The 23,246-nt window shown below is 71.0% G+C and carries 27 protein-coding genes; 7 read left to right on the forward strand and 20 right to left on the reverse strand.

The genetic code is table 11. The features are described 5' to 3' along the window. Positions 1–9 precede the first annotated feature (9 nt). From FHX45_RS14445 to nicT, 4 genes are all read right to left on the reverse strand, one after another. Positions 10–1,038, reverse strand: coding sequence for a flavin-containing monooxygenase (locus FHX45_RS14445; RefSeq protein WP_167101302.1), 1,029 nt, complete (start codon positions 1,036–1,038; stop codon positions 10–12). Positions 1,039–1,104: 66 nt separating this feature from the next. Next, positions 1,105–3,300 (reverse strand): heavy metal translocating P-type ATPase, encoded by a 2,196-nt coding sequence (locus tag FHX45_RS14450; protein WP_167101305.1) that lies wholly within the window; start codon positions 3,298–3,300, stop codon positions 1,105–1,107. 4 nt (positions 3,301–3,304) lie between these two features. Beyond that, entirely contained in the window at positions 3,305–3,514 is a 210-nt protein-coding gene (locus FHX45_RS14455) for a heavy-metal-associated domain-containing protein (protein WP_167101308.1), read from the reverse strand. 31 nt (positions 3,515–3,545) lie between these two features. Then, positions 3,546–4,583 carry a Nickel transporter NicT gene (nicT, locus tag FHX45_RS14460; RefSeq protein ID WP_167108948.1) on the reverse strand — a complete coding sequence of 346 codons (1,038 nt, stop codon included), beginning with the start codon at positions 4,581–4,583 and terminating at the stop codon, positions 3,546–3,548. 151 nt (positions 4,584–4,734) lie between these two features. Here nicT and FHX45_RS14465 point away from each other — a divergent pair, with 151 nt between their 5' ends. After that, positions 4,735–5,016: a metal-sensitive transcriptional regulator gene (locus FHX45_RS14465; RefSeq protein WP_167101311.1), complete on the forward strand. Its 282-nt coding sequence runs from the start codon at positions 4,735–4,737 to the stop codon at positions 5,014–5,016. 63 nt (positions 5,017–5,079) lie between these two features. On the opposite strand, the gene FHX45_RS14470 is transcribed toward FHX45_RS14465, so the two are convergent. After that, entirely contained in the window at positions 5,080–5,622 is a 543-nt protein-coding gene (locus FHX45_RS14470; protein WP_167101314.1) for a TetR/AcrR family transcriptional regulator, read from the reverse strand. Positions 5,623–5,707: 85 nt separating this feature from the next. On the opposite strand from FHX45_RS14470, the gene FHX45_RS14475 reads away from it, so the two are divergent. Then, positions 5,708–6,865, forward strand: coding sequence for an MFS transporter (locus FHX45_RS14475; protein WP_208405928.1), 1,158 nt, complete (start codon positions 5,708–5,710; stop codon positions 6,863–6,865). Positions 6,866–6,887: 22 nt separating this feature from the next. Continuing rightward, positions 6,888–7,496 (forward strand): D-sedoheptulose-7-phosphate isomerase, encoded by a 609-nt coding sequence (locus FHX45_RS14480; protein ID WP_167101317.1) that lies wholly within the window; start codon positions 6,888–6,890, stop codon positions 7,494–7,496. A 182-nt stretch (positions 7,497–7,678) separates the two neighbouring features. On the opposite strand, the gene FHX45_RS14485 is transcribed toward FHX45_RS14480, so the two are convergent. Then, positions 7,679–7,900, reverse strand: coding sequence for a DUF2188 domain-containing protein (locus FHX45_RS14485; RefSeq protein WP_167101320.1), 222 nt, complete (start codon positions 7,898–7,900; stop codon positions 7,679–7,681). A gap of 119 nt (positions 7,901–8,019) precedes the next feature. On the opposite strand from FHX45_RS14485, the gene FHX45_RS14490 reads away from it, so the two are divergent. The 3 genes from FHX45_RS14490 (at position 8,020) to FHX45_RS28615 (ending at position 9,999) form a co-directional block, all read left to right on the forward strand. Then, entirely contained in the window at positions 8,020–8,394 is a 375-nt protein-coding gene (locus FHX45_RS14490; RefSeq protein ID WP_167101323.1) for a helix-turn-helix domain-containing protein, read from the forward strand. Continuing rightward, positions 8,391–8,984 carry an ImmA/IrrE family metallo-endopeptidase gene (locus tag FHX45_RS14495; protein ID WP_167101326.1) on the forward strand — a complete coding sequence of 198 codons (594 nt, stop codon included), beginning with the start codon at positions 8,391–8,393 and terminating at the stop codon, positions 8,982–8,984. Before FHX45_RS14490 ends, FHX45_RS14495 begins: the two co-directional genes overlap by 4 nt. 124 nt (positions 8,985–9,108) lie before the next feature. Next, the gene (locus FHX45_RS28615; protein ID WP_208405929.1) at positions 9,109–9,999 is read left to right on the forward strand and encodes an HNH endonuclease; all 891 of its coding nucleotides are present in this window, start codon (positions 9,109–9,111) and stop codon (positions 9,997–9,999) included. A 6-nt stretch (positions 10,000–10,005) separates the two neighbouring features. Here the strand turns inward: FHX45_RS28615 and FHX45_RS14505 are convergent, their stop codons facing one another. The 14 genes from FHX45_RS14505 to FHX45_RS14570 all read right to left on the reverse strand — a co-directional run bounded on the left by FHX45_RS14505 (position 10,006) and on the right by FHX45_RS14570 (position 21,488). Next, on the reverse strand, positions 10,006–10,506 hold the full coding sequence (locus FHX45_RS14505; RefSeq protein ID WP_167101329.1) for a hypothetical protein: 501 nt from the start codon (positions 10,504–10,506) through the stop codon (positions 10,006–10,008). Positions 10,507–10,581: 75 nt separating this feature from the next. After that, positions 10,582–11,763 (reverse strand): CoA transferase, encoded by a 1,182-nt coding sequence (locus FHX45_RS14510; protein ID WP_167101332.1) that lies wholly within the window; start codon positions 11,761–11,763, stop codon positions 10,582–10,584. Next, positions 11,760–12,089, reverse strand: coding sequence for a putative quinol monooxygenase (locus tag FHX45_RS14515; RefSeq protein ID WP_167101335.1), 330 nt, complete (start codon positions 12,087–12,089; stop codon positions 11,760–11,762). Before FHX45_RS14515 ends, FHX45_RS14510 begins: the two co-directional genes overlap by 4 nt. A 37-nt stretch (positions 12,090–12,126) precedes the next feature. After that, a complete protein-coding gene (locus tag FHX45_RS14520) occupies positions 12,127–12,816 on the reverse strand; it encodes an SDR family oxidoreductase (RefSeq protein ID WP_167108957.1) in 690 nt (229 codons plus the stop codon). Between the two features lie 65 nt (positions 12,817–12,881). Continuing rightward, positions 12,882–13,004 carry a 50S ribosomal protein L36 gene (locus tag FHX45_RS14525; protein WP_167101338.1) on the reverse strand — a complete coding sequence of 41 codons (123 nt, stop codon included), beginning with the start codon at positions 13,002–13,004 and terminating at the stop codon, positions 12,882–12,884. 25 nt (positions 13,005–13,029) lie between these two features. Further along, positions 13,030–14,520: a DHA2 family efflux MFS transporter permease subunit gene (locus tag FHX45_RS14530; RefSeq protein ID WP_167101341.1), complete on the reverse strand. Its 1,491-nt coding sequence runs from the start codon at positions 14,518–14,520 to the stop codon at positions 13,030–13,032. A gap of 49 nt (positions 14,521–14,569) precedes the next feature. After that, positions 14,570–15,604 (reverse strand): LLM class flavin-dependent oxidoreductase, encoded by a 1,035-nt coding sequence (locus tag FHX45_RS14535; protein WP_167101343.1) that lies wholly within the window; start codon positions 15,602–15,604, stop codon positions 14,570–14,572. A 51-nt stretch (positions 15,605–15,655) separates the two neighbouring features. Beyond that, positions 15,656–16,393: a lysyl oxidase family protein gene (locus FHX45_RS14540; protein WP_167101346.1), complete on the reverse strand. Its 738-nt coding sequence runs from the start codon at positions 16,391–16,393 to the stop codon at positions 15,656–15,658. 101 nt (positions 16,394–16,494) lie between these two features. After that, on the reverse strand, positions 16,495–17,172 hold the full coding sequence (locus FHX45_RS14545; protein WP_167101349.1) for a beta/alpha barrel domain-containing protein: 678 nt from the start codon (positions 17,170–17,172) through the stop codon (positions 16,495–16,497). Between the two features lies 1 nt (position 17,173). Further along, entirely contained in the window at positions 17,174–17,938 is a 765-nt protein-coding gene (locus tag FHX45_RS14550) for a cyclase family protein (protein WP_167101352.1), read from the reverse strand. Beyond that, entirely contained in the window at positions 17,935–18,927 is a 993-nt protein-coding gene (pdxA, locus tag FHX45_RS14555) for a 4-hydroxythreonine-4-phosphate dehydrogenase PdxA (protein ID WP_167101355.1), read from the reverse strand. Before pdxA ends, FHX45_RS14550 begins: the two co-directional genes overlap by 4 nt. After that, positions 18,924–20,066: a four-carbon acid sugar kinase family protein gene (locus tag FHX45_RS14560; protein ID WP_167101358.1), complete on the reverse strand. Its 1,143-nt coding sequence runs from the start codon at positions 20,064–20,066 to the stop codon at positions 18,924–18,926. Before FHX45_RS14560 ends, pdxA begins: the two co-directional genes overlap by 4 nt. A 2-nt stretch (positions 20,067–20,068) precedes the next feature. Continuing rightward, positions 20,069–20,437, reverse strand: a complete 369-nt coding sequence (locus FHX45_RS14565; protein ID WP_208405931.1) for a cupin domain-containing protein — start codon at positions 20,435–20,437, stop codon at positions 20,069–20,071. A gap of 136 nt (positions 20,438–20,573) precedes the next feature. Continuing rightward, positions 20,574–21,488, reverse strand: coding sequence for a LysR family transcriptional regulator (locus FHX45_RS14570; RefSeq protein ID WP_167101361.1), 915 nt, complete (start codon positions 21,486–21,488; stop codon positions 20,574–20,576). A gap of 291 nt (positions 21,489–21,779) precedes the next feature. Between FHX45_RS14570 and FHX45_RS14575 the strand changes: the two genes are divergently transcribed. After that, positions 21,780–23,243 carry an amino acid permease gene (locus tag FHX45_RS14575; protein WP_167101364.1) on the forward strand — a complete coding sequence of 488 codons (1,464 nt, stop codon included), beginning with the start codon at positions 21,780–21,782 and terminating at the stop codon, positions 23,241–23,243. Positions 23,244–23,246 lie beyond the last annotated feature (3 nt).

Here is a 23,246-nt window from a genome sequence, read left to right on the forward strand (position 1 = left end):
CCGTCCCTTCTACCTCATCGGGGCCAGCTTCCGGACCACGTACCGCGCGTCGCGGCCGACGCCGCGCAGGCTCGCGGACACCAGCGTGCTCTGCCACTCCAGCCCGACGTACCCGAGGCCGGGCACCGACGTGGACACGCCGCGCCGGTGCTTCGGCACGCCGCGCCCGTCCAGCGCGCCGAGGCCGTCGAGGTAGGGCATGTCCGGCCGGTACCCGGTGGCGAGCAGGAGCGTGTCGACGGGTTCGCGGTGGCCATCGGACCACACGACGTGGTTGCCGTCGAGGCGGGTGAACATCGGGCGGCGGTCCGGCTGCCCGGCGCGGATCAGCCCGCGGTAGTGGCCGGTGTCGATCACCGGCACGGTCGGCGGCTCGCCCTTGATGCGCCGCGGCAGGTACGCGACACCGGTGACCGAGAACCAGAACTGCAGGTCCTTGCCCAGCGGCCGTTGCGGCGCGTACCGCACCGGCCTGCGGGTCGCGAGCGTCACCAACGCGACCTCGGCCAGCTCCGCGGCGATCTGCACGCCGGAGTTGCCCGCGCCGACCACGACGATCCGCTGCCCGGCGAACGCGCTCGGCTCGCGGTAGTCCGCCGCGTGGATCACCTTGCCCGCGAAGGACTCCAGCCCGGGCAACGCCGGCGTGTGCGGCTTGCCGAACCACCCGCTGGCTGCCACTACGACCGGCACCTCGAACTCCTCCCCGGCGCGCACGACGAAATTCCCGTTGTGGCGCACGGATTCCACCCGGTGCCCGGTGCGGATGTCCACGTCCAGCCCGGCGGCGTAGTCCCGCAGGTAGGCGACCACCTCGTCGCGCACCGGGTAGTGCCGCGGATCGCCGGGAAAACGCTTGCCCGGCAGGGAACTGTAGCCCGCGGGCGAGAACAACGTGAGGCTGTCGTAGTAGCGCGGCCAGGATCCGACCGGCTCCGCTCCCGCCTCCAGCACCACCGGCTTCAGCCCGGCCTCCCGCAGCGCGTGGGCCGCGGCGAGACCGGACTGGCCGCCTCCGATCACGATCGCGTCGGGCATCACGCCTCCCCAGGTCCGAAACCGCTACGGTAGTCGGCTCCTGGGGAGGCGCGAATGGTTACTTCCCTACGAGAACGCGCGCAGCCGCAGCGAATTGGTCACCACGAAGACCGAGCTCAGCGCCATCGCCGCCCCGGCGATCATCGGGTTGAGCAGGCCGAGCGCGGCCAGCGGCAGCGCCGCCACATTGTAGGCGAACGCCCAGAACAGGTTGCCCTTGATCGTGCCGAGGGTGCGCCGCGCGAGCCGGATCGCGTCCGCGGCGACGCGCAGGTCGGCCCGCACGAGTGTCAGATCGCTCGCCTCGATCGCCACGTCGGTGCCGGTGCCCATCGCCAGACCGAGGTCGGCCTGCGCGAGCGCGGCCGCGTCGTTGACCCCGTCCCCGACCATCGCGACCCGGCGGCCCTGGTCCTGCAGGCGTTTCACCACCTCGACCTTGTCGGCCGGCAGCACCCCGGCGATCACCTCGGTGACGCCGACCGCGCGAGCCACCGCCCGCGCGACCGTCTCGTGGTCGCCGGTCAGCAGCACTGGACGCAACCCGAGAGCCCGGAGCTGCCGCACCGCTTCCGCCGAGGACGGCTTGACCGTGTCGGCCACCGCCAGGGCCGCGCGCACCTGGCCGTCCCAGCCGACCGCGACCACGGTCCGCCCGAGTTCCTCCGCCCGGGCCTTCGCCCGCGCGAGCGCGTCCGGAAGGTGCAGACCCCGCTCGGCGAGCAAGGCGCCGCGCCCGGCGACGACGGCACGGCCGTCGACCACGCCTTCCACGCCGAGACCTTCCAGGTTCCGGAACTCCGTCACCGGCACGTGGTCGTCCACGGCGGCCGCGACGGCTCGGGCGATCGGGTGCTCGGACGCGTGCTCCAGCGAACCGGCCAGCCGCAGCACCTCGCCGCGGTCTTCGCCGTCGGCGAGGCACACGTCCACCAGCGCCATCCGCCCGCTGGTGACGGTGCCGGTCTTGTCCAGCAGGATCGTGTCGATCCGCCGCGTCGACTCCAGCACCTCGGGGCCCTTGATCAGGATGCCGAGCTGCGCGCCCCGGCCGGTGCCCACCAGCAGCGCGGTCGGCGTGGCGAGCCCGAGCGCGCAGGGACAGGCGATGATCAGCACCGCGACCGCCGCGGTGAACGCCGCCGCGGGCGGCCCGCCGAGGGAGAGCCAGGTGATCAGGGTGCCCAGGGCGAGCACCAGCACGATCGGCACGAAGACGCCGGCGACCCGGTCGGCCAGCCGCTGGACCTGGGCTTTCCCGGTCTGCGCCTGCTCGACGAGCTTGGCCATCTGCGCGAGCTGCGTGTCCGAGCCGACGCGGGTGGCGCGGACGACGAGCCTGCCGCCCGCGTTGACGGTCGCGCCGACGACGGCATCCCCCTGCCCGACCTCGACCGGCACGGACTCGCCGGTCAGCATGCTCACGTCGACCGCGGACGAGCCCTCCTCGACCTCGCCGTCGGTGGCGATCTTCTCGCCCGGCCGCACGACGAACCGGTCCCCCACCACCAGTTGCCCTGCCGGGATCCGCACCTCGGCGCCGTCCCGCAGCACGGCGACGTCCTTCGCCCCCAGCTCGAGCAGCGCCCGCAACGCGGCACCGGCGCGGCGCTTGGCGCGGGCCTCGAAGTAGCGCCCGGCCAGGATGAACGTGGTCACCGCCGTGGCGACCTCGAGGTAGATGCGGCTGTCACCGCCGCGGGCCAGGGTGAACTCGAACGGGTGGCGCATCCCGATCTCCCCTGCGCCGGTGAACACGAGCGCGTACAGCGACCACAGGTAGGCCGCCAGGGTGCCGACGGAGATCAGCGTGTCCATCGTCGCGGCACGGTGCCTGAGGTTCGTCCACGCCGCCGTGTGAAACGGCAGGCCGGCGCCGAACACCACCGGGGTGGCCAGCGCCAGTGAGATCCACTGCCAGTAGTCGACCTGCCAGGCCGGGACCATCGCCAGGACGACCACCGGCAGCGACAGGACCGCCGCGGCGATCACCCGGTCGCGCAGGCCGGTCACCTGTTCGCCGCCCCCGTCGCCGGGCTGCGGCAGCGTGGCCGAGTACCCGGCGGCGACAACCGTGTCGACCAGCTCCCGCGGGTCGAGTTCCGCGGGGAAGCTGACCTTGGCCTTCTCGGTGGCGTAGTTCACCGTGGCGGTGACGCGGTCGAGCTTGTTCAGCTTCCGCTCGATGCGGTTCGCGCACGCGGCGCAGGTCATGCCGCCGATGGCCAGTTCGACCTCGGTGAGCTCGGGGGCGGCGGTCATCGGGTCACCGCGGGGCGAGTGCGTACCCGGCCTCGTCGACGGCGGCGCGGATCGCGTCATCGCTCAGCTCTCCGGCGCTCACGACGGTGACCGCGCCGGTCGGCAGGTCGACCTTGACGTCCTGGACGCCCTCGATCCTGCCGACCTCCTCGGTGACGGACGCGACGCAGTGCTGGCAGGTCATCCCGGTGACGGTGTAGACGGTCTCAGTCATGCCGGAACTATACCCCCTACCCGTACAGGGGCTACTCGGCGTCGGCGGTCCAGCGCTCCTCGATGCGCCCCAGCCGCCACACCAGCCAGGCGACCACCCAGGTGAACGCGAACAGACCCACGATCACGAACCCGGCGTGGTCGAGGTTGATCTCGGCGATCGACGCCAGCGGGCCACTCGTGATGCCGGTCCGGTCCACGACCACCGAGATCAGCTCGATCACGCCGATCACCAGCGCCACCACGACGGACAGTGCGGTGACGGCGATGTTGTAGAAGATCTTGCGGGCCGGCCGGGCGAACGCCCAGCCGTAGGCGTAGTTCATCAAGAACCCGTCGGCCGCGTCGAACAGGGTCATGCCCGCCGCGAACAGGATCGGCAGCACGAGGACGGCGTACCAGGGCAGGGCGAACGCGGCCGCGCCACCGGCCAGGACCAGCAGGCCGACCTCGGTCGCGGTGTCGAAACCGAGGCCGAACAGGACGCCCACCGGGTAGATGTGCCACGGTTTCCGCACCGCCGCGGTGACCCGGCCGAGGACGCGGTTGAGCAGGCCCCGGCCGGCGAGCCGGGCCTCGAGCTCGGCCTCGTCGAACCGGCCGCCACGCAGGTCGCGGGCGAGACGGAGGATGCCGACCAGGACGACCAGGTTGATCACGCCGAGCAGGCACAGGAACGTGCCGGAGACCGACAGGCCGATCACGCCGGTGACGTCGTGCAGCGTGGAGGAGCCGTCCTCGACCTCGCCGGCCAGCGCGCGCACGCCGAGCGAGAGCAGCAGGCACAAGCCGAAGACGATCGTGGAATGCCCGAGGGAGAACCAGAAGCCGACGGTGAGCGGACGCCGTCCCTCCGCGATGAGCTTGCGGGTGGTGTTGTCGATCGCCGCGATGTGGTCGGCGTCGAACGCGTGACGCATGCCGAGGGTGAACGCGGTGACCCCCAGGCCCACCCCGAAGACGCCGGACGCGCCGATCGCGAAGTGCCGCGGCACGACCAGCAGGAGGAGCACCCCCCACCCGGCGACGTTGAGCGCCAGGATGCAGCAGGCCATCGCGGCCACCGACAGGCGTTCCCGCCTGCCGAGGGGAACTCCACCCCGCACCGGAACCTCCCTCACCTGCTCAGGTACTCAGGTGAACAGATGCCCCCGGTTGACGCAAGGGTGTACATACGGGGAGCGGGTATGATGGCCCGGAGTGCCGAGAGCGGAGGCGGACATGGCGAGCTACAGCGGTGACAAGGACGCCTACCTCAAGCGACTGCGCCGGGTGGAGGGCCAGATCCGTGGCCTGCAGCGGATGGTCGAAGAGGACAAGTACTGCATCGACATCCTGACGCAGGTCTCCGCGGCGACGAAGGCGCTGCAGGCGTTCTCCCTCGAACTGCTGGAGGAGCACCTCTCGGGCTGCGTGGTGGACGCGGCGCGCGCGGGCGGCCGCGAGGCCGAGGTGAAGGTCCGCGAGGCCAGCGACGCCATCGCCCGGCTGGTCAAGTCCTGACGCGTCGCGTCCAGCCCGTCCACTCCGCGCGGTTCCCCTGGGCAGCGGGAGCTGGACCCGGCGTCACCCGCCGAGCAGGGCAGTCGCGATGGCCTTGGCCCGCAGCGCCGGTTCCGCACTGCGCTCCCGCAGCGCCGTGACCAGCGCGCCGTCGATCAGCAGCATCAACTGGGCGGCGAGCGTCTCGCTCTCCCGGTAGCCCGCCTTGTCCAGCAGTCCGGCCAGGTATTCGGTCACCGCCGCCTTGTGCGCGCGGGCCAGCTCGTAGACGGCCGCGTCCGCGTCGCCGACCTCGGCCATCGCGTTGATGAACGCGCAGCCCCGGTAGTCGGCGCGCGCGAACCGCTCGGCCAGGAAGTCGAAGACCGCCAGCGGGTGGCCGCCGCGCGCCGCGACGCCCTCGGCCAGCAACCGGCGCCACGCCTGGTCCCGCTCGGTGAGCACCGTCTCGACCAGGTCGTCCTTGCTCGCGAAGTGCCGGTAGAACGAGGCGCGCCCGACGCCGGACGCCTCCAGCAGCCGCTCGACACCCACCGCGCGGATGCCATCGGCGTAGAACAGGTCCTCCGCGGTCTGCACGAGTCGTTCACGGGCACGAGTGGGCATGTCCCCACCATATCCGAGCTTGACCGAAAACGGAACTAATCAGTACCGTTAATACGGAACCGATCAGTACCGTTTTGAGGGGCTCATGACCACCACGACCCGCCTGCCCGCCCGGATCGGCGTGCTGACCGTCGCGACGTTCGCCGTCGGCACGGACGCCTTCGTCGTCAACGGCGTCCTGCCGGAGCTGGCCCGATCCCTGGACGTGAGCGTCGGCCAGGCCGGCCAGCTCGTGTCCGTCTTCGCGATCGCCTACGCCGTGTTGTCCCCAGTGCTCGCCGCCGCTACCGGGAACTGGCCACGACGCACCGTCCTGCTGGCGGCGCTCGGCGTCTTCGTCCTGGGCAACGCCGTCACCGCGCTCGCGCCGGACTACGGCCTGGCACTGGCCTCGCGGGTGATCGCCGCGGCCGGTGCCGCCGCCATCACACCGACGGCCGCCACCGCCGCGGCCGCCCTGGCCCCACCGGACCGCCGTGGCCGCGCGATGTCGCTGGTCACGCTGGGCCTGGTGTCATCGACGGCGCTGGGCGTGCCGATCGGGACACTGCTCGGTTCCGTGGCGAGCTGGCGGCAGACCATGTGGCTGGTCGCCGCGCTCGGCGTGGTCGCCGCGGCCGGTGTCGCGCTCTGGCTGCCGCCGGTGCCGAACCCGCCGGCGACCACCCTGCGGGAGCGCCTGGCGCCGCTGCGGGACCGGGCCGTCGTGCTCATCCTCGCCGCGACCGTGGCCATGTTCACCGGGATCTACCTGGTCACGATCTACCTCAGTGTGATCGTCGAAGGCGCGACCTCGGGCGACGGCGTCCGCCTCACCGTCCTGCTGTTCGCCGCCGGAGTGGCCGGCACCATCAGCAACATGGTCACCGGCGGCTGGACGGACCGCTTCGGCCCGATGCGGGTCATCACCGTCGCGATGACCCTCGGCGTGCTCGACTACGCGTTCATGCCGTGGACCACCGCGACGTTCACCGGCGCCCTGATCGCCGTCGTGGCCTACGGTCTCGCGTCATGGGCCGTGATGGTCCCGCAACAACACCAGCTGATCGCCGCGGCGCCGGCGACACCGTCCCTGGTCGTGTCGCTGAACGCGTCGGCGGTCTACCTCGCGGTGTCCCTCGCCGGAGTGCTCGGCGCCGGCGCGCTCGAGCTGGTGCGCGCCGCTTTCCTGCCGTGGTTCGCGGCCGTGTTCCTCCTCGCCGGGCTCGCCGCTGCCGCCGCGGCGGCGAAGTTTAAACGTTGAACCACAGGCAATTCCCCTGCGCATGAGCGCGTCCACCCTTCCCAACGTGGCGCGTGGACACCTGGACATCCTGGACGAGACGCTGAGCGCGCTCCGCCGGCAGACGGGGCGCCTCACGCGCTGGGGTCAGGCGCTCGCCGAGCGGCTGGGCGAAGGCAACCGGCTGCTCGCGGCGGGCAACGGCGGCTCCGCCGCCGAGGCCCAGCAGCTCACCGCGGAGCTGCTGGGCCGCTACCACGACGACCGGCCACCGTTCTCGGCGATCGCCCTGCGCGCGGACACCTCCAGCTTCACGGCCGTGGGCGACGAATACGAGTACGACCACGCCGAGGTGTTCGCCCGGCAGGTGCGGGCACACGCACGCCCGCGCGACGTCCTCCTGCTGCTGTCGGCCAGCGGCCGCAGCCGCAACCTGGTGCGGGCGGCCGAGGAAGGCGCACGCGCCGGGGCAACGGTGTGGGCGCTGACCGGCCCGACGCCCAATCCGCTCGCCAACGTCGCCGCGGACGCCCTGTGCCTGCCCGGCACGGCCGCCACCGTGCAGGAAGCTCACCTGGTCGCCATCCACATCCTGTGCGCGGAGGTGGAGAACGTGCTGGCCGGCGGGGGCGCCGAGCGGCGCGTCTCCTGACCACATCCCGCCGCGCAGCCGGCCTCGCGGCGGTAAGCGCGCGGCGCACCGCCGTTCCCCGCGAGGCGGCCGGGCGAAATCCGTGGCCGCCGGATCGGAAGCGGCCGAGATTGTCAGACCCCACCCCTAATCTCGAACCCGTGTTCGACCACCTCACCCCCGGCAGCGAGCCGCCGGGCACCTCACCCCGGAGCGGGCAGCGGATCGTCGCCGTAGAGCCGCCTGCCCTCGATCGATCCGTCTCGTCGCTGGATCCTGAGCACACTCGGGCGGTCGGCGCGCGCCAGCTTCGCGGCCGCACGCACCGCGTCCCGCTTGCGCTCGTGGTGCGACAGCACCTCCCCGCCCCGCCTGACGTCCCAGCTGCCCAGCATGGGCGAGACCCAGTAAACGACCCGCGACATGATCCGGCTCCCTCCTCCACTGTTGCACACCTGCAACACTGTCCCAGTATTACACCACTGTTGCTCCTCCGCAACGGTTCGGCAACACTGCGACGCGACGAGAGGCGGAGGTGGGCCACATGGGCGGACGACTGGACACGAGCAGGCTGTACGCGGCGCTGGACGCGGAGCGGGAGTCTCGCGGCCTGTCCTGGCGGCAGCTCGCGGCCGAGGCCGGGGTGAGCGCGTCCCTCGTCAGCCGGATGAGCAACGGCCACCGGCCGGACCTGGACGGGTTCATCGCGCTCGTCCAGTGGCTCGGCATGCCCGCCGAGACGTTCATGGTGTGGCCGGAGGGTGAGCCCGACGGGCGGCGCCGGCCCTCGCTCGAAGCGCAGCTCGCGCCGCTGCTCCGGGCCGAGGAAGAACTCAGTGCGGCCGACCAGCAGCACGTGATCGACGTGGTCGGCCTGACCATGCGACACATCCGCGCAAGGAACAAGGAGCTGCAATGACCCTCCGCCGGGGTTTCAAGAAGCAGGCCAGGGAACTCGCCCTGGAGGTCCGCGCCGAGCTGGGCCTGCCGGTCTTCGCGCCGCTGGATCCGTGGGCGCTGGCCGAGCTCTACGGCATCGAGGTGTTCGACCTGTCCAACCCGATCCTGCCGCCGGAGTCCGTGCGCTACCTGACCGAGGAGCGCCCGCACGTGTTCTCCGCAGCGCTGGTGCCGCTCCAGCCCAGCGGCGCGGTGATCATCGAGAACCACGTGCACCCGCCGCGCCGCAGGCGGTCCACGATCGCGCACGAGATGGCGCACGTGCTCCTGGAACACCCGTTCGGTCCCACGCTGACCGACGAGAACGGCTGCCGCTCGGCGGTGGCCGAGATCGAGGAAGAGGCCGCCGAGCTCTCCGGCGAACTCCTGATCCCCACCGACGCCGCGCGCGTGGCCGCGTTCAAGGGCTGGTCGGATCACTCGGTGGCCAACCACTTCCGGGTCAGCGTCGCGATGGCCACGTGGCGCATGAACATGAGCGCCGGCCGACGGATCGCCGCACGCACACGCGGCAAGGAGGAGACGGCCCACTACGCGACACCCGCCTGAGGTTGTCCACAAACCGATCCACAGGTGCCCAAATCTGTGGACAACTCGTCTGTCCATTGAGGACGCGCGTGCGTGGCCGGACACCGCCGCTCCCACTAGCGGGTTAATTCTGGTAGAAGAACTTGTGGACCTTGAAGCAGAAGTCGACGTCCGGCATCGGATCATGGCGCGGCTTCAGGAGGCTGTCGATGCGTCGCCGTCGGGGACGTTGAGTCGTCGAGAATTGAGCGCGTTCGAGGTCGACGGACGCACTTGGCGACTGCTCGACCAAGGACGCGGCATTCGCAATCCCAAGGACCTGCAGGCCACGCTCACGATCATGACGTCGTTGCACGGTCCCTACGGCGATGAGCCGATGGAAAGCGGCTTGTTCCGCTATCACTACCAGTCGTCATCCGACGCCGGCGACAACACCAAGCTCAGAAGGGCGTGTGAGCTGCAGCTCCCCTTGATCCTCTTCTGGATGTTGGAGCCGGGGCTGTACGTGCCCGTGTTCCCGGTGTACGTGGTCGCGGACGACCGGCCGAACCGGGTGTTCCTCATCGCCTTGGACGAAGGACTGCGATTCCTCCCCGATCCAATGGACCCCGGTGAAGCCGCGAAGCGGTACGCTCATCGAATAGCGCGGCGACGGCTGCACCAACCCGTGTTCCGCGCGAGCGTGCTCCGGGCATACGAAGTGCGCTGCGCGGTGTGTCGGCTCCAGCACGGAAACCTGCTCGACGCCGCTCACATCATCCCCGACGGTGCTGATCACGGCGCTCCGATCGTGTCGAACGGGCTCAGCCTGTGCAAGATCCACCACGCCGCCTACGACAACCAGCAGCTCGGCATTTCACCGGACTATCGCGTCCACATCGCGCCCGACCTCCTCGTCGAGGTGGATGGGCCGATGCTGCGACACGGACTGCAGGAAATGCACGGCCAACTCATCGGGTTGCCGTCGCGCCCCAAGGAGCGCCCTGACCGCGACCGGCTGGACGAGCGTTACCAACAGTTCCTCCGCGCGTCCTGACGTTGTTCACGCGGCGGGGATGGATTCCTCGCCGAAGAGTTCGGCGACCGCGCGCGCCCGGAGCCGTTCCAGGCGCGTCGCCTGGCTGCGGGCGTTCGCGATCAGTTCGTCGAGGCGGTCGGCGTCCAGGCGCGAGTCCGCGGTGGCCCGCGCGCGCAGCGTTCGCCAGGTGGCGACCTTGCCCTCGACGCCGAGCCGGAGGCCTTCGAGTTCGACCACGCGGCTCAGTGGCGACCGGCTCAGGAGGCGGCCGTTCAGCTTCAGCCTGCCCGCCTTCTCCAGCAGCCGGCCTGCCCACTGCCCGGCCGGGCGGGCGGCTTCGCCGAGCGTGCGCATCATCTCGACCAGGGCGTCGCGGTCCTCGGCCATTTCCTCGGCGAGCCGGTCGAGCTTCCCGTTGCCGGCCCATTCCGCCTCGGCACGCGCCAGCCGCCGCGCCAGTTCGGCGCAGGCCGTCACCACGACGACGTGGTCGTTGAGGTAAATCCCGAGCAACGTGCGACCCATACCGGTGAGTACCCCACGACGCGGAGATCAATCCAGGTCACTGCCTGCCCGCGACGCGATCCGGCGGGCCCGCGCTCACACCACCCCGTCCGCGCGCAGCCGCGCGATCTCCGCCGGCGCGTGGCCCAGCTCGGTGAGGATCGCGTCCGTCTGGCCGCCCACCTGCGGCACCGGGTCCATCCGCGGTTCCACTCCGGCCATGATCACCGGCGGCAGCAGCGCCGCCATCGTCCCGCCGGGGATCGGCACCTCCCGCCACCGGTCGCGCTCGGCGAGCACCGGGTGGTCCAGGAACTCGTGCACCGAATTCACCCCGGCGTTCGCGACCCCGATCCCGTCCAGCAGCGCCATGACCTTCTCGCTGTCCAGCTCCCGGAACCGGGCCGCCACGACCGCGTTCAGCTCGTCCCGGTGCGCCACGCGCGCGGACCCGGTCGCGAAGCGCGGGTCGTCGGCGAGCTCGGGCCGCTGCAGGAAGTGGGTGCACAGCGCCACCCACTCCGGCTCGTTCTGGATCGAGAACAGCACGTCCTTGCCGTCGGCCGCGGTGTAGGCCCCGTACGGCGCGATCGTGGCGTGCTGGGTGCCGACCCGCGGCGGCTGGGTGCCGCCGTAGCGGGTGTAGTAGGCAGGCTGTCCCATCCACTCCGACAGCGCGTCGAACAGCGACACCTCCACCGGCCGCGCCTCGCCCGTGGTGGCCCGCGTGAACAGGGCCGTGAGGATGCCCGAGTAGGCGTACATGCCGCCCGCGATGTCGGCCACCGAAATTCCGGCCCGTGCCGCGCCCTCCGGGGTGCCGGTCAGCGACACCAGACCGGTCTGGCACTGCACCAGCAGGTCGTACGCCTTGCGCCCGGCCCACGGGCCGTCCGTGCCGTATCCGCTGACCGTGCACGGGATCAGCCCCGGGTACCGTTCGCCCAGCGCCGCCGGCTCCAGCCCCAGCCGCGCGGCTGCCCCGGGCGCGAGGTTCTGCACGAACACGTCGGCCCCGGCGAGCAACCGGTCGAGGATCTCGCGGCCGCGCGGGTCCTTGACGTCGAGCGTCAGCGACTCCTTGGAGCGGTTCAGCCAGACGAAGTAGCTGGACTGCCCGTGCACGGTGGTGTCGTAGCGGCGCGCGAAGTCGCCGCCGCCCGGCCGCTCGACCTTGATCACGCGGGCGCCGAGGTCGGCCAGCTGACGCGTGGCGAACGGCGCCGCGACCGCCTGTTCCAGGCTGACGACGGTGATCCCGGCGAGCGGCCGGGTCACAACGCGCCCAGCTGCGGGTCCCCGTCCGGCAGCGGCGTCAGGAACTGCAGGTCCATCGGCTTGGCGAGCAGCCCGTCCAGTGTCTTGCCCAGCTCGGCGAGCGCGGGGCCCTTGCCGTGCACGCGCAGCGCCTGGCCGGAGGCCCACTTCTCCACCATCACGAACGTCGACGGCGAGCTGGAGCCGCGGTGCAGCGCATAGCGTTCACACCCCGGCTCGGCGTGCACCGCCCGCACCGCCGTGCGCAGCGCCTCCTCGACCTGGGATTCCTTGCCCTCAGCGGCCTGGAGGGTGGCGATCACGACGACGACATCGGTCTGGTTCATCCCGCCATACCACCGGATACCGGGTGCGACCGCAAGGTCACGGGCGCCACTCCGGTTCGATCACCAGCTCGGTGAGGTGCGTGTCGCCGGGCGCGGCCAGCACGGACCGCACCGCGTCCGCGACCGACCCGGGATTCAGGTACCGCTCGGGTTCGTAGCGGCCGCCCTCCATGCGGCGCACCGTCTGCTGCATCGGCGTGGCGACCCGGCCGGGGTAGATGCTGGTGACGCGGACACCGTTGGGCAGCTCCTCGCGGTGCAGCGCCTCCGCGAACACCCGCAGCGCCGTCTTGCTCGCGGCGTAGGCGACCCGGTTGGCCGGCGGGCCGAGCGCGGCGGTGGAGTTCACCAGGATCACGCGGCCCCGGGCGGCGCGCAGCCCGGGCAGCAGCGACTGGGTCAGCCCCGCCACGCCGAACAGGTTGACCGCGAACAGTTCGCGCCACGCCGTGGGATCGGTTTCCGATACCGAGCCCAGTTGGAAAACCCCCGCGCAATGCACCAATACGTCGACCGACGACAATTCCGGTGGATTATCTGGAATGTCCGAATCCGCGAGATCAACAGTCCAGCAATGCGCATCGGGCAGAGTTTCGGCGCATTCCTTCAGAGCGGTCTCATCCCGCCCGACCAGCCACAACGCGTACCGTTCGGCCAGCGCAGCGGCAACCTCGGCGCCGATTCCACCGGTCGCTCCGACCACCACTGCGTTTTCTCTGCCGCTCATCGACGATGACGATAAACGGCGGAAAAGTGCCCGTCCAGGACGGACGGGCACGTTCGGGAAAATATTCAGCCCTGCCGGGCCTTCCAGTGCGGCAGGCGCTTGTTGACGACGAACACCCGCCCCCTGCGCCGCACCACCACCGAACCCGGGCGGCGTTTGACGGACCTGAGCGAACTCCTGCTCTTCACGACCCGCTCCTTCCTCGCCCACACCTCAACGACCGGTGGGCTCGCGGCATTCCGCCGGGTGCAGCGGCGGGGCACCCACCGCGCAGTGGACGTGCACCGGGCTCGGCGCCGCCGGCTTCGGACGCCCCGGGACGAACGCGAACGCGATCACGCCACCGGCGGCGAGCATTCCCGCGCACACCAGCATCGCGGTGCGGTAGGCGGGCGCGAGGGCCACCGGATCGGTCAGGCTGCCACCGCCGATCCCCGCGACCAGCGGCAGCACCGCGACGGCCAGCAGCCCGGCCGTTCGTGCGATGGCGTTGTTCGCGCCGCTGGCCACCCCGGCGTACCGGTCGTCCAGGGCTCCCAGCGCGGTCGCGGTGAGCGGCGCGACGGTGAGGGACAGCCCGAGCCCGAGCACCACCACCGCGGGCAGCACCTCGGTGAGGTAGGACGGGCTCGCCGAGATCCGGGACAGCAGCACGAGCGCCACCGCGCAGACGAGCGGTCCGGCGGTCATCGGCAGCCGCGGCCCGGTCCGCTGCCCCAGCGCGCCGGCCCGGGCCGACAGCAACAGCATCAGCGCGGTCACCGGCAGCATCGCCGACCCGGCGGCCACCGGCGAGAACCCGCCGACGACCTGCAGGTTGAGCACCACGAGGAAGAACACCCCGCCCAGCGCCGCGTACACCGCGAAGGTCACCAGGTTCGCGGCGGTGAACTGGCGGGACGCGAACACGCCGAGCGGGAGCATCGGGTGCGGCGAGCGCCGCTCGACCAGCACGAACGCGACGATCCCGGCGACGCCGACGGCCAGCGCGATCAGCACCGACGGCGCACCCGGTCCGAGCGACGGCCATGCGGTGAACCCGTAGCTCAGCCCGGCCAGCCCGAGGGCGCCCATGGCCGCGCCGGTGAAGTCCAGTTGCCGCGCCGCGCCGGGGTCGCGGGTCTCCGGCACGTGTTTCAGCGCGACCAGGACCACGATCGCCGCGAGCGGGACGTTGATCAGGAACACCAGCCGCCAGCTGGCCACCTCGACCAGCCATCCGCCGAGGAACGGACCGAGCGCGCCGGCGATGCCGCCCAGCCCGGACCACGCGCCGATCGCCTTCGCCCGGTCGTCGGGGTGGAAGGAGGCCTCCAGGATCGCCAGCGAGCCGGGCGCGAGCAGTGCGCCACCCACCCCCTGCAGCACGCGGGCGGCGATCAACGTCCAGATGTCGGGCGCGAGCCCGCAGAGCAGGGACGCGATCGAGAACCAGGCGACGCCGATGGTGAAGATGCGACGCCGGCCGAAGCGGTCGCCCAGCGAGCCGCCGAGCAGGATGAGCGCGGCGAGACTCAGGGTGTAGCCGTTGATCGTCCACTGCAGACCGGCGGTGCCGGCCCCGAGCGAGGTACCGATCCGCGGCAGGGCGATGTTGACGACCGTCGCGTCGAGGAACGTCAGACCGGACCCGAGCACGGTCGCGAACAGCACCCACCGCCCGCCGGCCTGGCCGTAACGGAGCGCGGGTTCGGTGACTGTCACGCCGTCCGATCGTGCTGGGTTCCCGCCCGCCGCGCAACCGCCTGGGACATCAGTCCCCGAACTCGGCGCGGACCTGGGGAAGCACCTCGGTGCCCAGCAGTTCGATGGCGGTCATGACGCGGTCGTGCGGCACCCCCGACCAGTCCATGTTCATCGCGTACCGGTCGGCGCCGACCAGCTTGCCCACGCTGATCAGGCGGTCGGCGACCTCGTTCGGGCTGCCGGTGAACAACGCCGTCGCACCGTCGGTGTAGGCGTCGTACTCGGCGCGGGTCGGCACCGGCCATCCGCGGGCGCGGGCGCCGTACTTCATCGTCTCCAGCCAGTACGGGTAGTACACGTCCTTCGCGTCCTGCGACTTCCGCGCGATCAGCCCGATCGCACCCATCGTCACGTGCTGCGTCGCCGGGTCGTTGCCGGACACCTCGCTCGCGCGGCGGTACAGCTGCACCAGCGGCGCGAACCGCTCCGGGCGGCCGCCGATGATCGCGTACACGACCGGCAACCCGAGCGCGCCGGCCCGGATCGAGGAGTCCTGGTTGCCGCCGGTGCCCACCGAGATGCGCAGGTGCTCGCCGTGGGGGCGGGGCAGCACCCGGGCGTCCCGCAGCGGCGCCCGGAACTTGCCGGACCAGGTCACCGGATCGTTCCGGTCCAGTGTCAGCAGCAGCTCGAGCTTCTCTTCGAACAGCGCGTCGTAGTCGTCGAGGCTCGCGCCGTACAGCGGGAACGACTCGATGAACGAACCGCGGCCGATGAGCAGCTCGGCCCGGCCGCCGCTGAGCTGGTCGAGGGTGGTGAACTGCTGGTACAGCCGCACCGGGTCCTCGGTGCTCAGCACGGACACCGCGGTGGACAGCGTGATGTGCTCGGTCACGCTCGCCGCGGCCGCGAGCACCGTGGCGGGGTTGGAGATGGCGTAGGAGTCCAGGTGGTGCTCGCCCACGCCGTAGAACCCCAGCCCCAGCTGGTCGGCCAGCCTGATCCGCTCCAGCGTGTTGCGCAGCGCGGTCGAGACCGGCAACTGCACGCCGGTGATCGGGTCGGGCGGGCGGTCGCCGAAGCTGTAGATGCCGAGTTCCACGGTCTCACGGTATCCAGCCTTGGATGACGCGTCAACCAAATGCCGCGATGATCACGCCGAGGGGCCGCGACCGATCACTCGTACCTTCGCCCCGGTCACGTCGAGGTCCACCCAGGTGGCGTTGTTGGCCCGATTGCTCTCCAGGAACAGACCCTGCGCGTCGGCGGTGGCCAGGAGCCGGTACCGGCCGTCGGGCAGGTTGGTGATGTCGATGAACTGGTCCGGCAGCGTCCACGCGTACCGGTCGGCCCAGCCGACGGACAAACCCATCGTCACGGTGAGCGAGTCCCGCTTGCCGCACCCGGTCTCCGGGTACACTTTGGACTTCGGCGTCCCCGGCATCGAGCGGCGGTAGACGAGGGTGTCGTAGAAGCAGAAGCCGCCCTTGGCCGCGACCCCGGCCGTGCCGCCGTGGTCGAGGCCGATGATCTGGTAGCTCTCCAGGTCCCGCACGTGCCAGTGGTCGTGACCGTCCCCGCCGTACACCAGTCCGGCGCGCACCGGGACGTCGGTCCGCGTCCCGTCCGCGCGCGGTACCTGCTGGACAACGCGGAAGGGCGCGTCCGCCGCCGCCCGGCTGGCCACGATCTCGAACGGGCCGTGCCCGACGTTGACGATCGTGGCCGAGAACCGGAGCTGCCGCTGGCCGGACGCGGTCGTGGCGACCTTGAGATCGGTCAGCGGTGCCATGCCGAGGTCGGGCCGCGCCTCCGCGGCGGCACCGGCCGTCCCGGGCAGCTGGGCGAACAGGACGGCGGCCACGACCACCGGCGCGAGTCGACGGAACACCTTGCCTCCGAGGAAGATCAGTGAGCGCCGACCATAGCGACCCGGCACCCCCGCCGGCCCCGCCCGCCGCGACGAATCCCACTATCGGGGCGGCCGCTGGATCAGATCGACGCCTTCGCGGTCGCGTCGATGATGTCGGCGAGCTGGGCACGGAGAGTGCCCTTGCGCGGGTTGTACGCCCCGGAGAGCGCGGCCTGCCCGATGGTGAACCCGTCCGCGCCGGCCTGTGCCAGAGCAGCGATCTGTTCGGCGTTGGTGATGCTGCCGGCGACGACGAGGTGTCCGCTGCCGGCCTTGCGGGCGGCGCGGACGAGCTCGAGCGGATCGGCTTCGGAGGCGCGATAGGCGAGCAGATCGACGCCGGCGGCGCCGGCGGCTTCGAAGCGCGCGGTCTGTTCGGCGATCTGTTCTGGGCTGCCGCCGAGTTTGGTGGGGTGCCCGACGGGGGTGCCGGGGAAGGGGAGGTAACGGGTGCCGCTGCCCTCGAGGATCTCAAGGGTCTCCTCGACCCAGGTGCCGCCCATCAGCCAGTCCACCCCGAGGTCACGGCCGATGCGCGCCGACTCGAGGGCGGATCGCTGGGTGGTGCTGACGACCTCGAGGTAGGTTTCCGCGTTGATGCCGCGGAGGGCGTCGTGCAGCTTGGTGAGCGTGGGCAGGTCGACGCCGATGTCCTTGAAGCCGATGTGCTTGAGGGGCAGGTCGGCGATGTCCTCGACGATGTCCAGGGCGTCGGTGACGGTCTGGTCGTCGCGGGTGAGCATGAAGATGAAGTCCATGTCAGTCCTTCTGGTGGATGGCGAAGACGCGGGCGGGGAACCCGGAGCCGTGGAGGGCCTTCGGCCAGGTGGCGATGATCAGGGCTCCGGTCTCGGGGAGCTGGTCGAGGTTGGCGAGCAGTTCGATCTGGTAGTGGTCGGTGCCCAGCACGTACCGTTCCAGCGCGGAGTCACCTCGGCTGACGGCGATACCGGGGTCGGTGTCGGTGGTCTCGTGCCCGCAGGCGGTGACCCCTCGGTGTTCGAACAGGGTGGTCAGGACGCTGCGGCTCCATCCGGGGAAGTGGCAGACCCCGTCCGCGTCGGCGTTGAGCATCAGCTGCTGGGAGGGCCACCGCGCGGACCACCCGGTGCGCAACGCGACGAATGATCCCGCCGGAACCCGGCCGTTGCGGGTCTCCCAGTCCGCCAGGTCCGCGTCGCTGACGACGTAATCCGGGTCCCGCTCGGCCTGCGCGGTGATGTCGAGCACCACCAGGGGCAGGATCATCTCCTCGACGGGGATCTCATCCTGGTGACGCAGGCCGGGCACGAAGTGCGCGGGCGGGTCGACGTGGGTGCCCCACTGCCCGACGTGACGGTACTCGTGGCTGAGGAACCCGGTGAGGGATCCGTCGGCCGCCTGCCCGATCGAGGACACCACGCTGCGCGACTCGGGTTCGAAGGCGGGACTGTGCGGGATGCCGTCGTGGAAGGTGTGGGTGAGGTCGACCCACGTCGCGGCCCGGAGGGCGTCCAGTGCCTGTGTCAGCGGCGGCGGTGTCATGACTTCGCCAGCGCCGGCTGCCCGACCATCAGCAGCGCCTGGTCCAGCGCGACCCGCAGGCTGCGGTGGTCCGCGATGCCCTTGCCGACGATGTCGAACGCGGTGCCGTGGTCGACGCTGGTGCGCACGAACGGCAGCCCGATGGTCACGTTGACGCCCTTCTCCAGCCCGAGGTACTTGAACGGGATGAGGCCCTGGTCGTGGTACTGCGCGACGACCACGTCGAAACCGCCGGTGCGGGCCCGGAGGAACACCGTGTCGGGCGGGAACGGGCCGGAGACGTCGAACCCTTCGGCCCGTGCGCGGTCAACGGCCGGGCGGATCGTGTCGATCTCCTCGGTACCGAGCACCCCGTTCTCCCCGGCGTGCGGGTTCAACCCGGCCACCCCGATCCGCGGCCGCGCACCGAGCGAGGGGCGCAACGCGGCATCGGCCAGGCGGATCACCCGGAGGATCGAGTCCTCGTCGATCCGGGCGATGGCGTCCTTCAGCGGCTCGTGGATCGTCACCAGCACGACACGCAGGTCCTCGCTGGCCATCATCATCGTGTAGTCGTCCGTGCCGCTGAGCTCGGCGAGGATCTCGGTGTGCCCCGGGTACGGCAGACCCGCCAGCCGCAGCGATTCCTTGTTCAACGGGGCCGTGACGATCGCGTCGATCTGCCCGTCCATCGCGTACCCGATCGCCGCCGCCACCGCGTCGTAGGCGGCCTGTCCCGCCTCCGCACCGGCCACACCCACCGGCAGGTCGGCACCGACGGCGCTGGTGGTGATCACCGGGAGCACTCCCGGTGCGTCCGCGGCGTCCGCCGGAGAGCTGACCTCCTGCAGGGTGATGTCGAGCTTCAGCTGGTCACGGGTGCGGGTGAGGACACCCGCGTCACCGAGCACGACGAGCGGGACCCGGTCGCGCACCTCCGCGGCGAGCTTCAGCACGATCTCGGCGCCGATCCCCGCGGGGTCGCCCATGGTGATCGCTATGGGTTTCATGGTTGCTCCTGACCGATGTGTGAGGTGAGCAGGCGGTGGAGGCGGACGAAGGTGCCCGGGTCGCCGAACCCGCCCGCTTTCACGAGGATGGGAAACCGGTCCGGTCCGGTCGTGGCGGCCGCGACGACCCCGGGCTCCGGTTCGGCGAGCAGGTCCAGTGCGCCGATCCGGAGGGCGTCGAGCATTGCGCGGGCGGTCGCGCCGCCGGTGACGATGACCGCGTCGAACAGATCCGACCGTCGTGCCGCGACGACCGCTCGCGACAACCGCGCGGCAGCTTCGTCCACAGTGGACTCAGCGGTCCGGTCCGTCAGGCCGGCTACGCCGGTTCCGGCGAACGTGGTGCCCAGGGTGGCGAGGACGTCGTCGACCGGTCCGCCCGCATCCGCGATGCCGGTGCGCGGCAGGAGCTGGTCGAGCTGGGCGAGACTGGCCCGGTTCCGGCTGCCCACGACCACCAGCACGCGTTGTACGCGCGGCCGGACCGGCGTGACCGGAGGAGCCGGCGCTGTGGCTACGGCGCGGGCGAGTGCCGCGGCGATGCCCGGCGAACCCACCCACAGCACGTCCTCGAGGGCTGTCCCGTGGACGATCCGGTCCAGGTCGGCATCGCAGGCGGCATCGGCGAACACGATCCGGTGCGTGGTCGGTTCCCCCGGCGTCCAGGGGGCGGCCTCGGGCAGCAGGGTCGCCAGCGAGCTCGAGCGCACGGGATGTGTCGGGTCGGCGGCGAACCCGGTTTCGTGCACCGGGACGCCATCCAGCAGTTGCACGCCGCCGACGGTGGTGCGACCAGCCGCCGGGAACGCGGGGGCGATGATCGCGGCCCGTCTGCCGCTGGCCGCGAGTGCGGTCCGCACCTCGTCCCGGATGTTGCCGCGCAGGGTCGAATCGATCGTCTTGTACAGCACCCGGCGGTCGCGCACCGCACGCACGGCGGCGGTGGTGACCCGCGCGGCGACGGCGGCTGGGCGGCGGCGGGTGTCCGTGTCGATCGCGACCACTTCCGGCCCACCGTCCATCTGCGCCCGGGTCGGGTCGAGCAGCACGCTCGCGCGTAAGCCTGCGGCGAGGAACGGCGCGGCGCCATCAGCCGCGGACGTGAGATCGTCCGCGATGACCGCGACGTCGTGGTTCACGATCAGCCCAGGCGGTCGAGGTCGCGCACCGTGCGCGCGTCGTCCACCGCGTCGCCCGTGTTCAGGGTCGTCGCCGGCTCCATCAGCACGACCTGCGCGGTCGGCAGCGCCACCGGCCGGTGTTCCACGCCGTGCGGGATCACGACGAGCTCACCGGGCGAGAGCTCGACCGCGCCGTCACGAAGGTCGATACGCAGCTTGCCGTCGACCACGAGGAACAGCTCGTCCTCCTGATCGTGGCTGTGCCACACGAACTCACCCTCGAACTTCGCCAGCTTCACCTGCATGTCGTGCAGATCGGCGGCGACCTTCGGACTCCAGGTGTCGGTGAAACTCGCGAACGCGTCCGCGAGCACGACCTTGTTCAGCATCGACTGGCTCCCTATCTGTGACGATGCCTCAACGATCGACCATCGAATGGCCTGCGTCCAGCACAAGATTCGCACAAACCTGTGAGTCGAACGCACATATTCACGGGCGGGGGAGCCGTCCGCCGCGGCGGAGCCCTCAGGCGGACTTCCCCGCTCGCTCGTGGGGACCGGGGAGGGTCGCGGAGGCGTTCTCGCGCAGCCAGCGGTACACCATCCCCACTCGTGGGTCGGTCGCACCGGAACGCGTGAGGAGCACGTACTGGGTGCCGTCCTCGACGAACCCGAGGGGCGCGACGAGGCGTCCCGAATCGAGATCGTTCGCGACGAGCGGATACGGTCCGATCGCGACTCCCAGCCCCGCAGAGGCGGCCTCCAAACTGAGGTAGAAGTGCTCGAAGGTCTGCACCGGAGCGGGCGGTACCGCGACGCCGGCGAGACGTGCCCAGGTGTCCCAGGCGACCGGACGGGTAGCGGAAACCAGCCGCGGCAGCGCGGCCAGGTCGGCGGCCTCACCGATCTTCGCGGCGAGCTCCGGGGTGCAGACGGGGCCGATCCACTCGTGGAACAGGGGCAGCGCTTCCACGCCCGGGTCGAGGTCGAAGTCGTTGCGGCGGATCGCGACATCGACGCCGGCCCGGCGCAGGTCGATGGCCCCGCCGGCGGCGGACAGATGCACGTCCAGGCCCGGGTTCGCCCCGGTCAGCGAGCCGAGCCGCGGCAGCAGCCAGCGCATCATCAACGTCGGCTCGCAGGAAAGCACGAGAGGATGCGGCTGGGTGCTCGACCGCGCCTGCCGGGCTGCCGCGGCGAGCCGTCCGAGCGCGTCCACGACCTGCCGGTTCAGCTCCACCGCGGCGGGGGTGGGAACCAGCACGCGTCCGTCGCGGCGGAACAGTTCCACGCCGAGGGCGTGCTCCAGCGACTTCAGCTGGCGGCTGACGGCGCCATGGGTGACGTGCAGCTCGGCAGCGGCCTTGGTCAGGCTCCCCAGCCGCATCGTCGTCTCGAAGGGCACCAGCGTGTTCATCGGCGGCAGATCGGTCCAGCTCATGTGCGTAATGCTCACACGTTCTTGAGCAAGTTGTGCTTGTTGCGGCGGGACTGGCCACTCAATCTAGGAAAACTACTCAGATTTTCCTGGCGGTTTGCCACCGTCGCTATGCTGGCCGGCGGCCATGCCCCTCGGCAAGCGTTCGGAACTGACCCCGAGCTCCGAAGGGTGCTACGGCCCTCGTTGTTGTCGGCCGCTTCCCCAACCCCGTGCGGCCGCTCAGGGGCGTGACTCACGCCGCCGGCGAGGTGGAGCACGACACGATCGCGCACACGCGCAGTAAGGACGACGATGACTCAGCACAACGTAGTGCCGGAAACCGCGGCAGCCGATGAGCACGGCTACCGCCGGCACCTCAAGCCTCGGCAGATCGCGATGATCGGTCTCGGCGGCGCGATCGGCACCGGCCTGTTCCTGGGTTCCGGGGGCCGTCTGCACCAGGCCGGGCCCGCGCTCGCCATCTCCTACGTCATCTGCGGTGTCTTCGCGTTCCTGGTGCTGCGCGCCCTCGGTGAGCTGATCTCACACCGGCCGTCCTCGGGCTCGTTCGTCTCCTACACGCGGGAATTCTTCGGGGAGAAGTGGGCGTTCGCCGTCGGCTGGACGTACTGGCTGAACTGGGTCGTGGTCACCATCATCGACTCCACCGCGGTGGCCCTCTACCTGTCGTTCTTCGGCAAGTACGTGTCCTGGATGGCGGACGTCCCACAGTGGTGCTACGCCCTGGCCGTCGTCGCCGTCGTGGTGCTGCTGAACCTGATCTCGGTCAAGGTGTTCGGCGAGCTCGAGTTCTGGTTCTCGCTGATCAAGGTCGCCGCGCTCGTCGTCTTCATGGTCGTCGGCATCGTGGTGATCATCACCGGCACCCCCGTCGCCGGCCACACTCCGGGTTTCAGCATCCTCGCCGGCAACGGCGGGTTCTTCCCCCTCGGCATCGTCCCCGCCCTCGTCCTCATCCAGGGCGTCGTCTTCGCCTACGGGTCGATCGAACTGATCGGCACCGCCTCCGGGGAGGCGCAGAACCCGGAGAAGACGATGCCGAAGGCGGTCAACGCCGTGGTTCTCCGGATCGCGGTGTTCTACGTCGGCTCGATCGTGCTGCTGTCGCTGCTGTTGCCGTACCAGTCGTACGCCGCCGGCACCTCCGCGTTCGTCACGTTCTTCGGCGCGATCGGCGTGGACGGTGCCGACGCCATCATGAACATGGTCGTGCTCACCGCCGCCCTGTCCTCCCTCAACGCCGGCCTGTACTCGACGGGCCGGATCATGCGTTCCCTCGCCGCACGCGGGTCCGCGCCGAAGTTCACCATCCGGATGACCCGGTCCGGCGTGCCGTGGGGTGGATTGCTGATGACCGCCGGCGCGGGACTGGCCGGCGCGTTCCTCAACTACATCGTCCCCTCGGAGGCGTTCGAGATCGCCCTGAACGTCGACGCGATCATCCTGCTGCTGACCTGGACCGCGATCATCGCCTGCCAGATCCGGCTCCGCTCCCGCACCAAGCGGGGGTTGCTGCCCACCCCGGCGTTCCGGATGCCGGGGGCTCCGGTGACCGCCTGGGCCACCCTGGCGTTCTTCGCCGTCGTGATCGGGCTGATGTTCTTCGACACCAGCGGGATCGGCCGCCCCACGGTGTTGTGGTCGCTGCTACTGGTCCCGGCCCTCGTCGGCGGCTGGTACCTCGCACGCCCGCACGTCGCGCGCAACGCCGCCGAGCGCGCCGAGACCGGCGCCGACACCGTCACCATCCCCTAGGCG

The organism is Amycolatopsis granulosa (assembly GCF_011758745.1).
Lineage (GTDB): Bacteria > Actinomycetota > Actinomycetes > Mycobacteriales > Pseudonocardiaceae > Amycolatopsis_E > Amycolatopsis_E granulosa.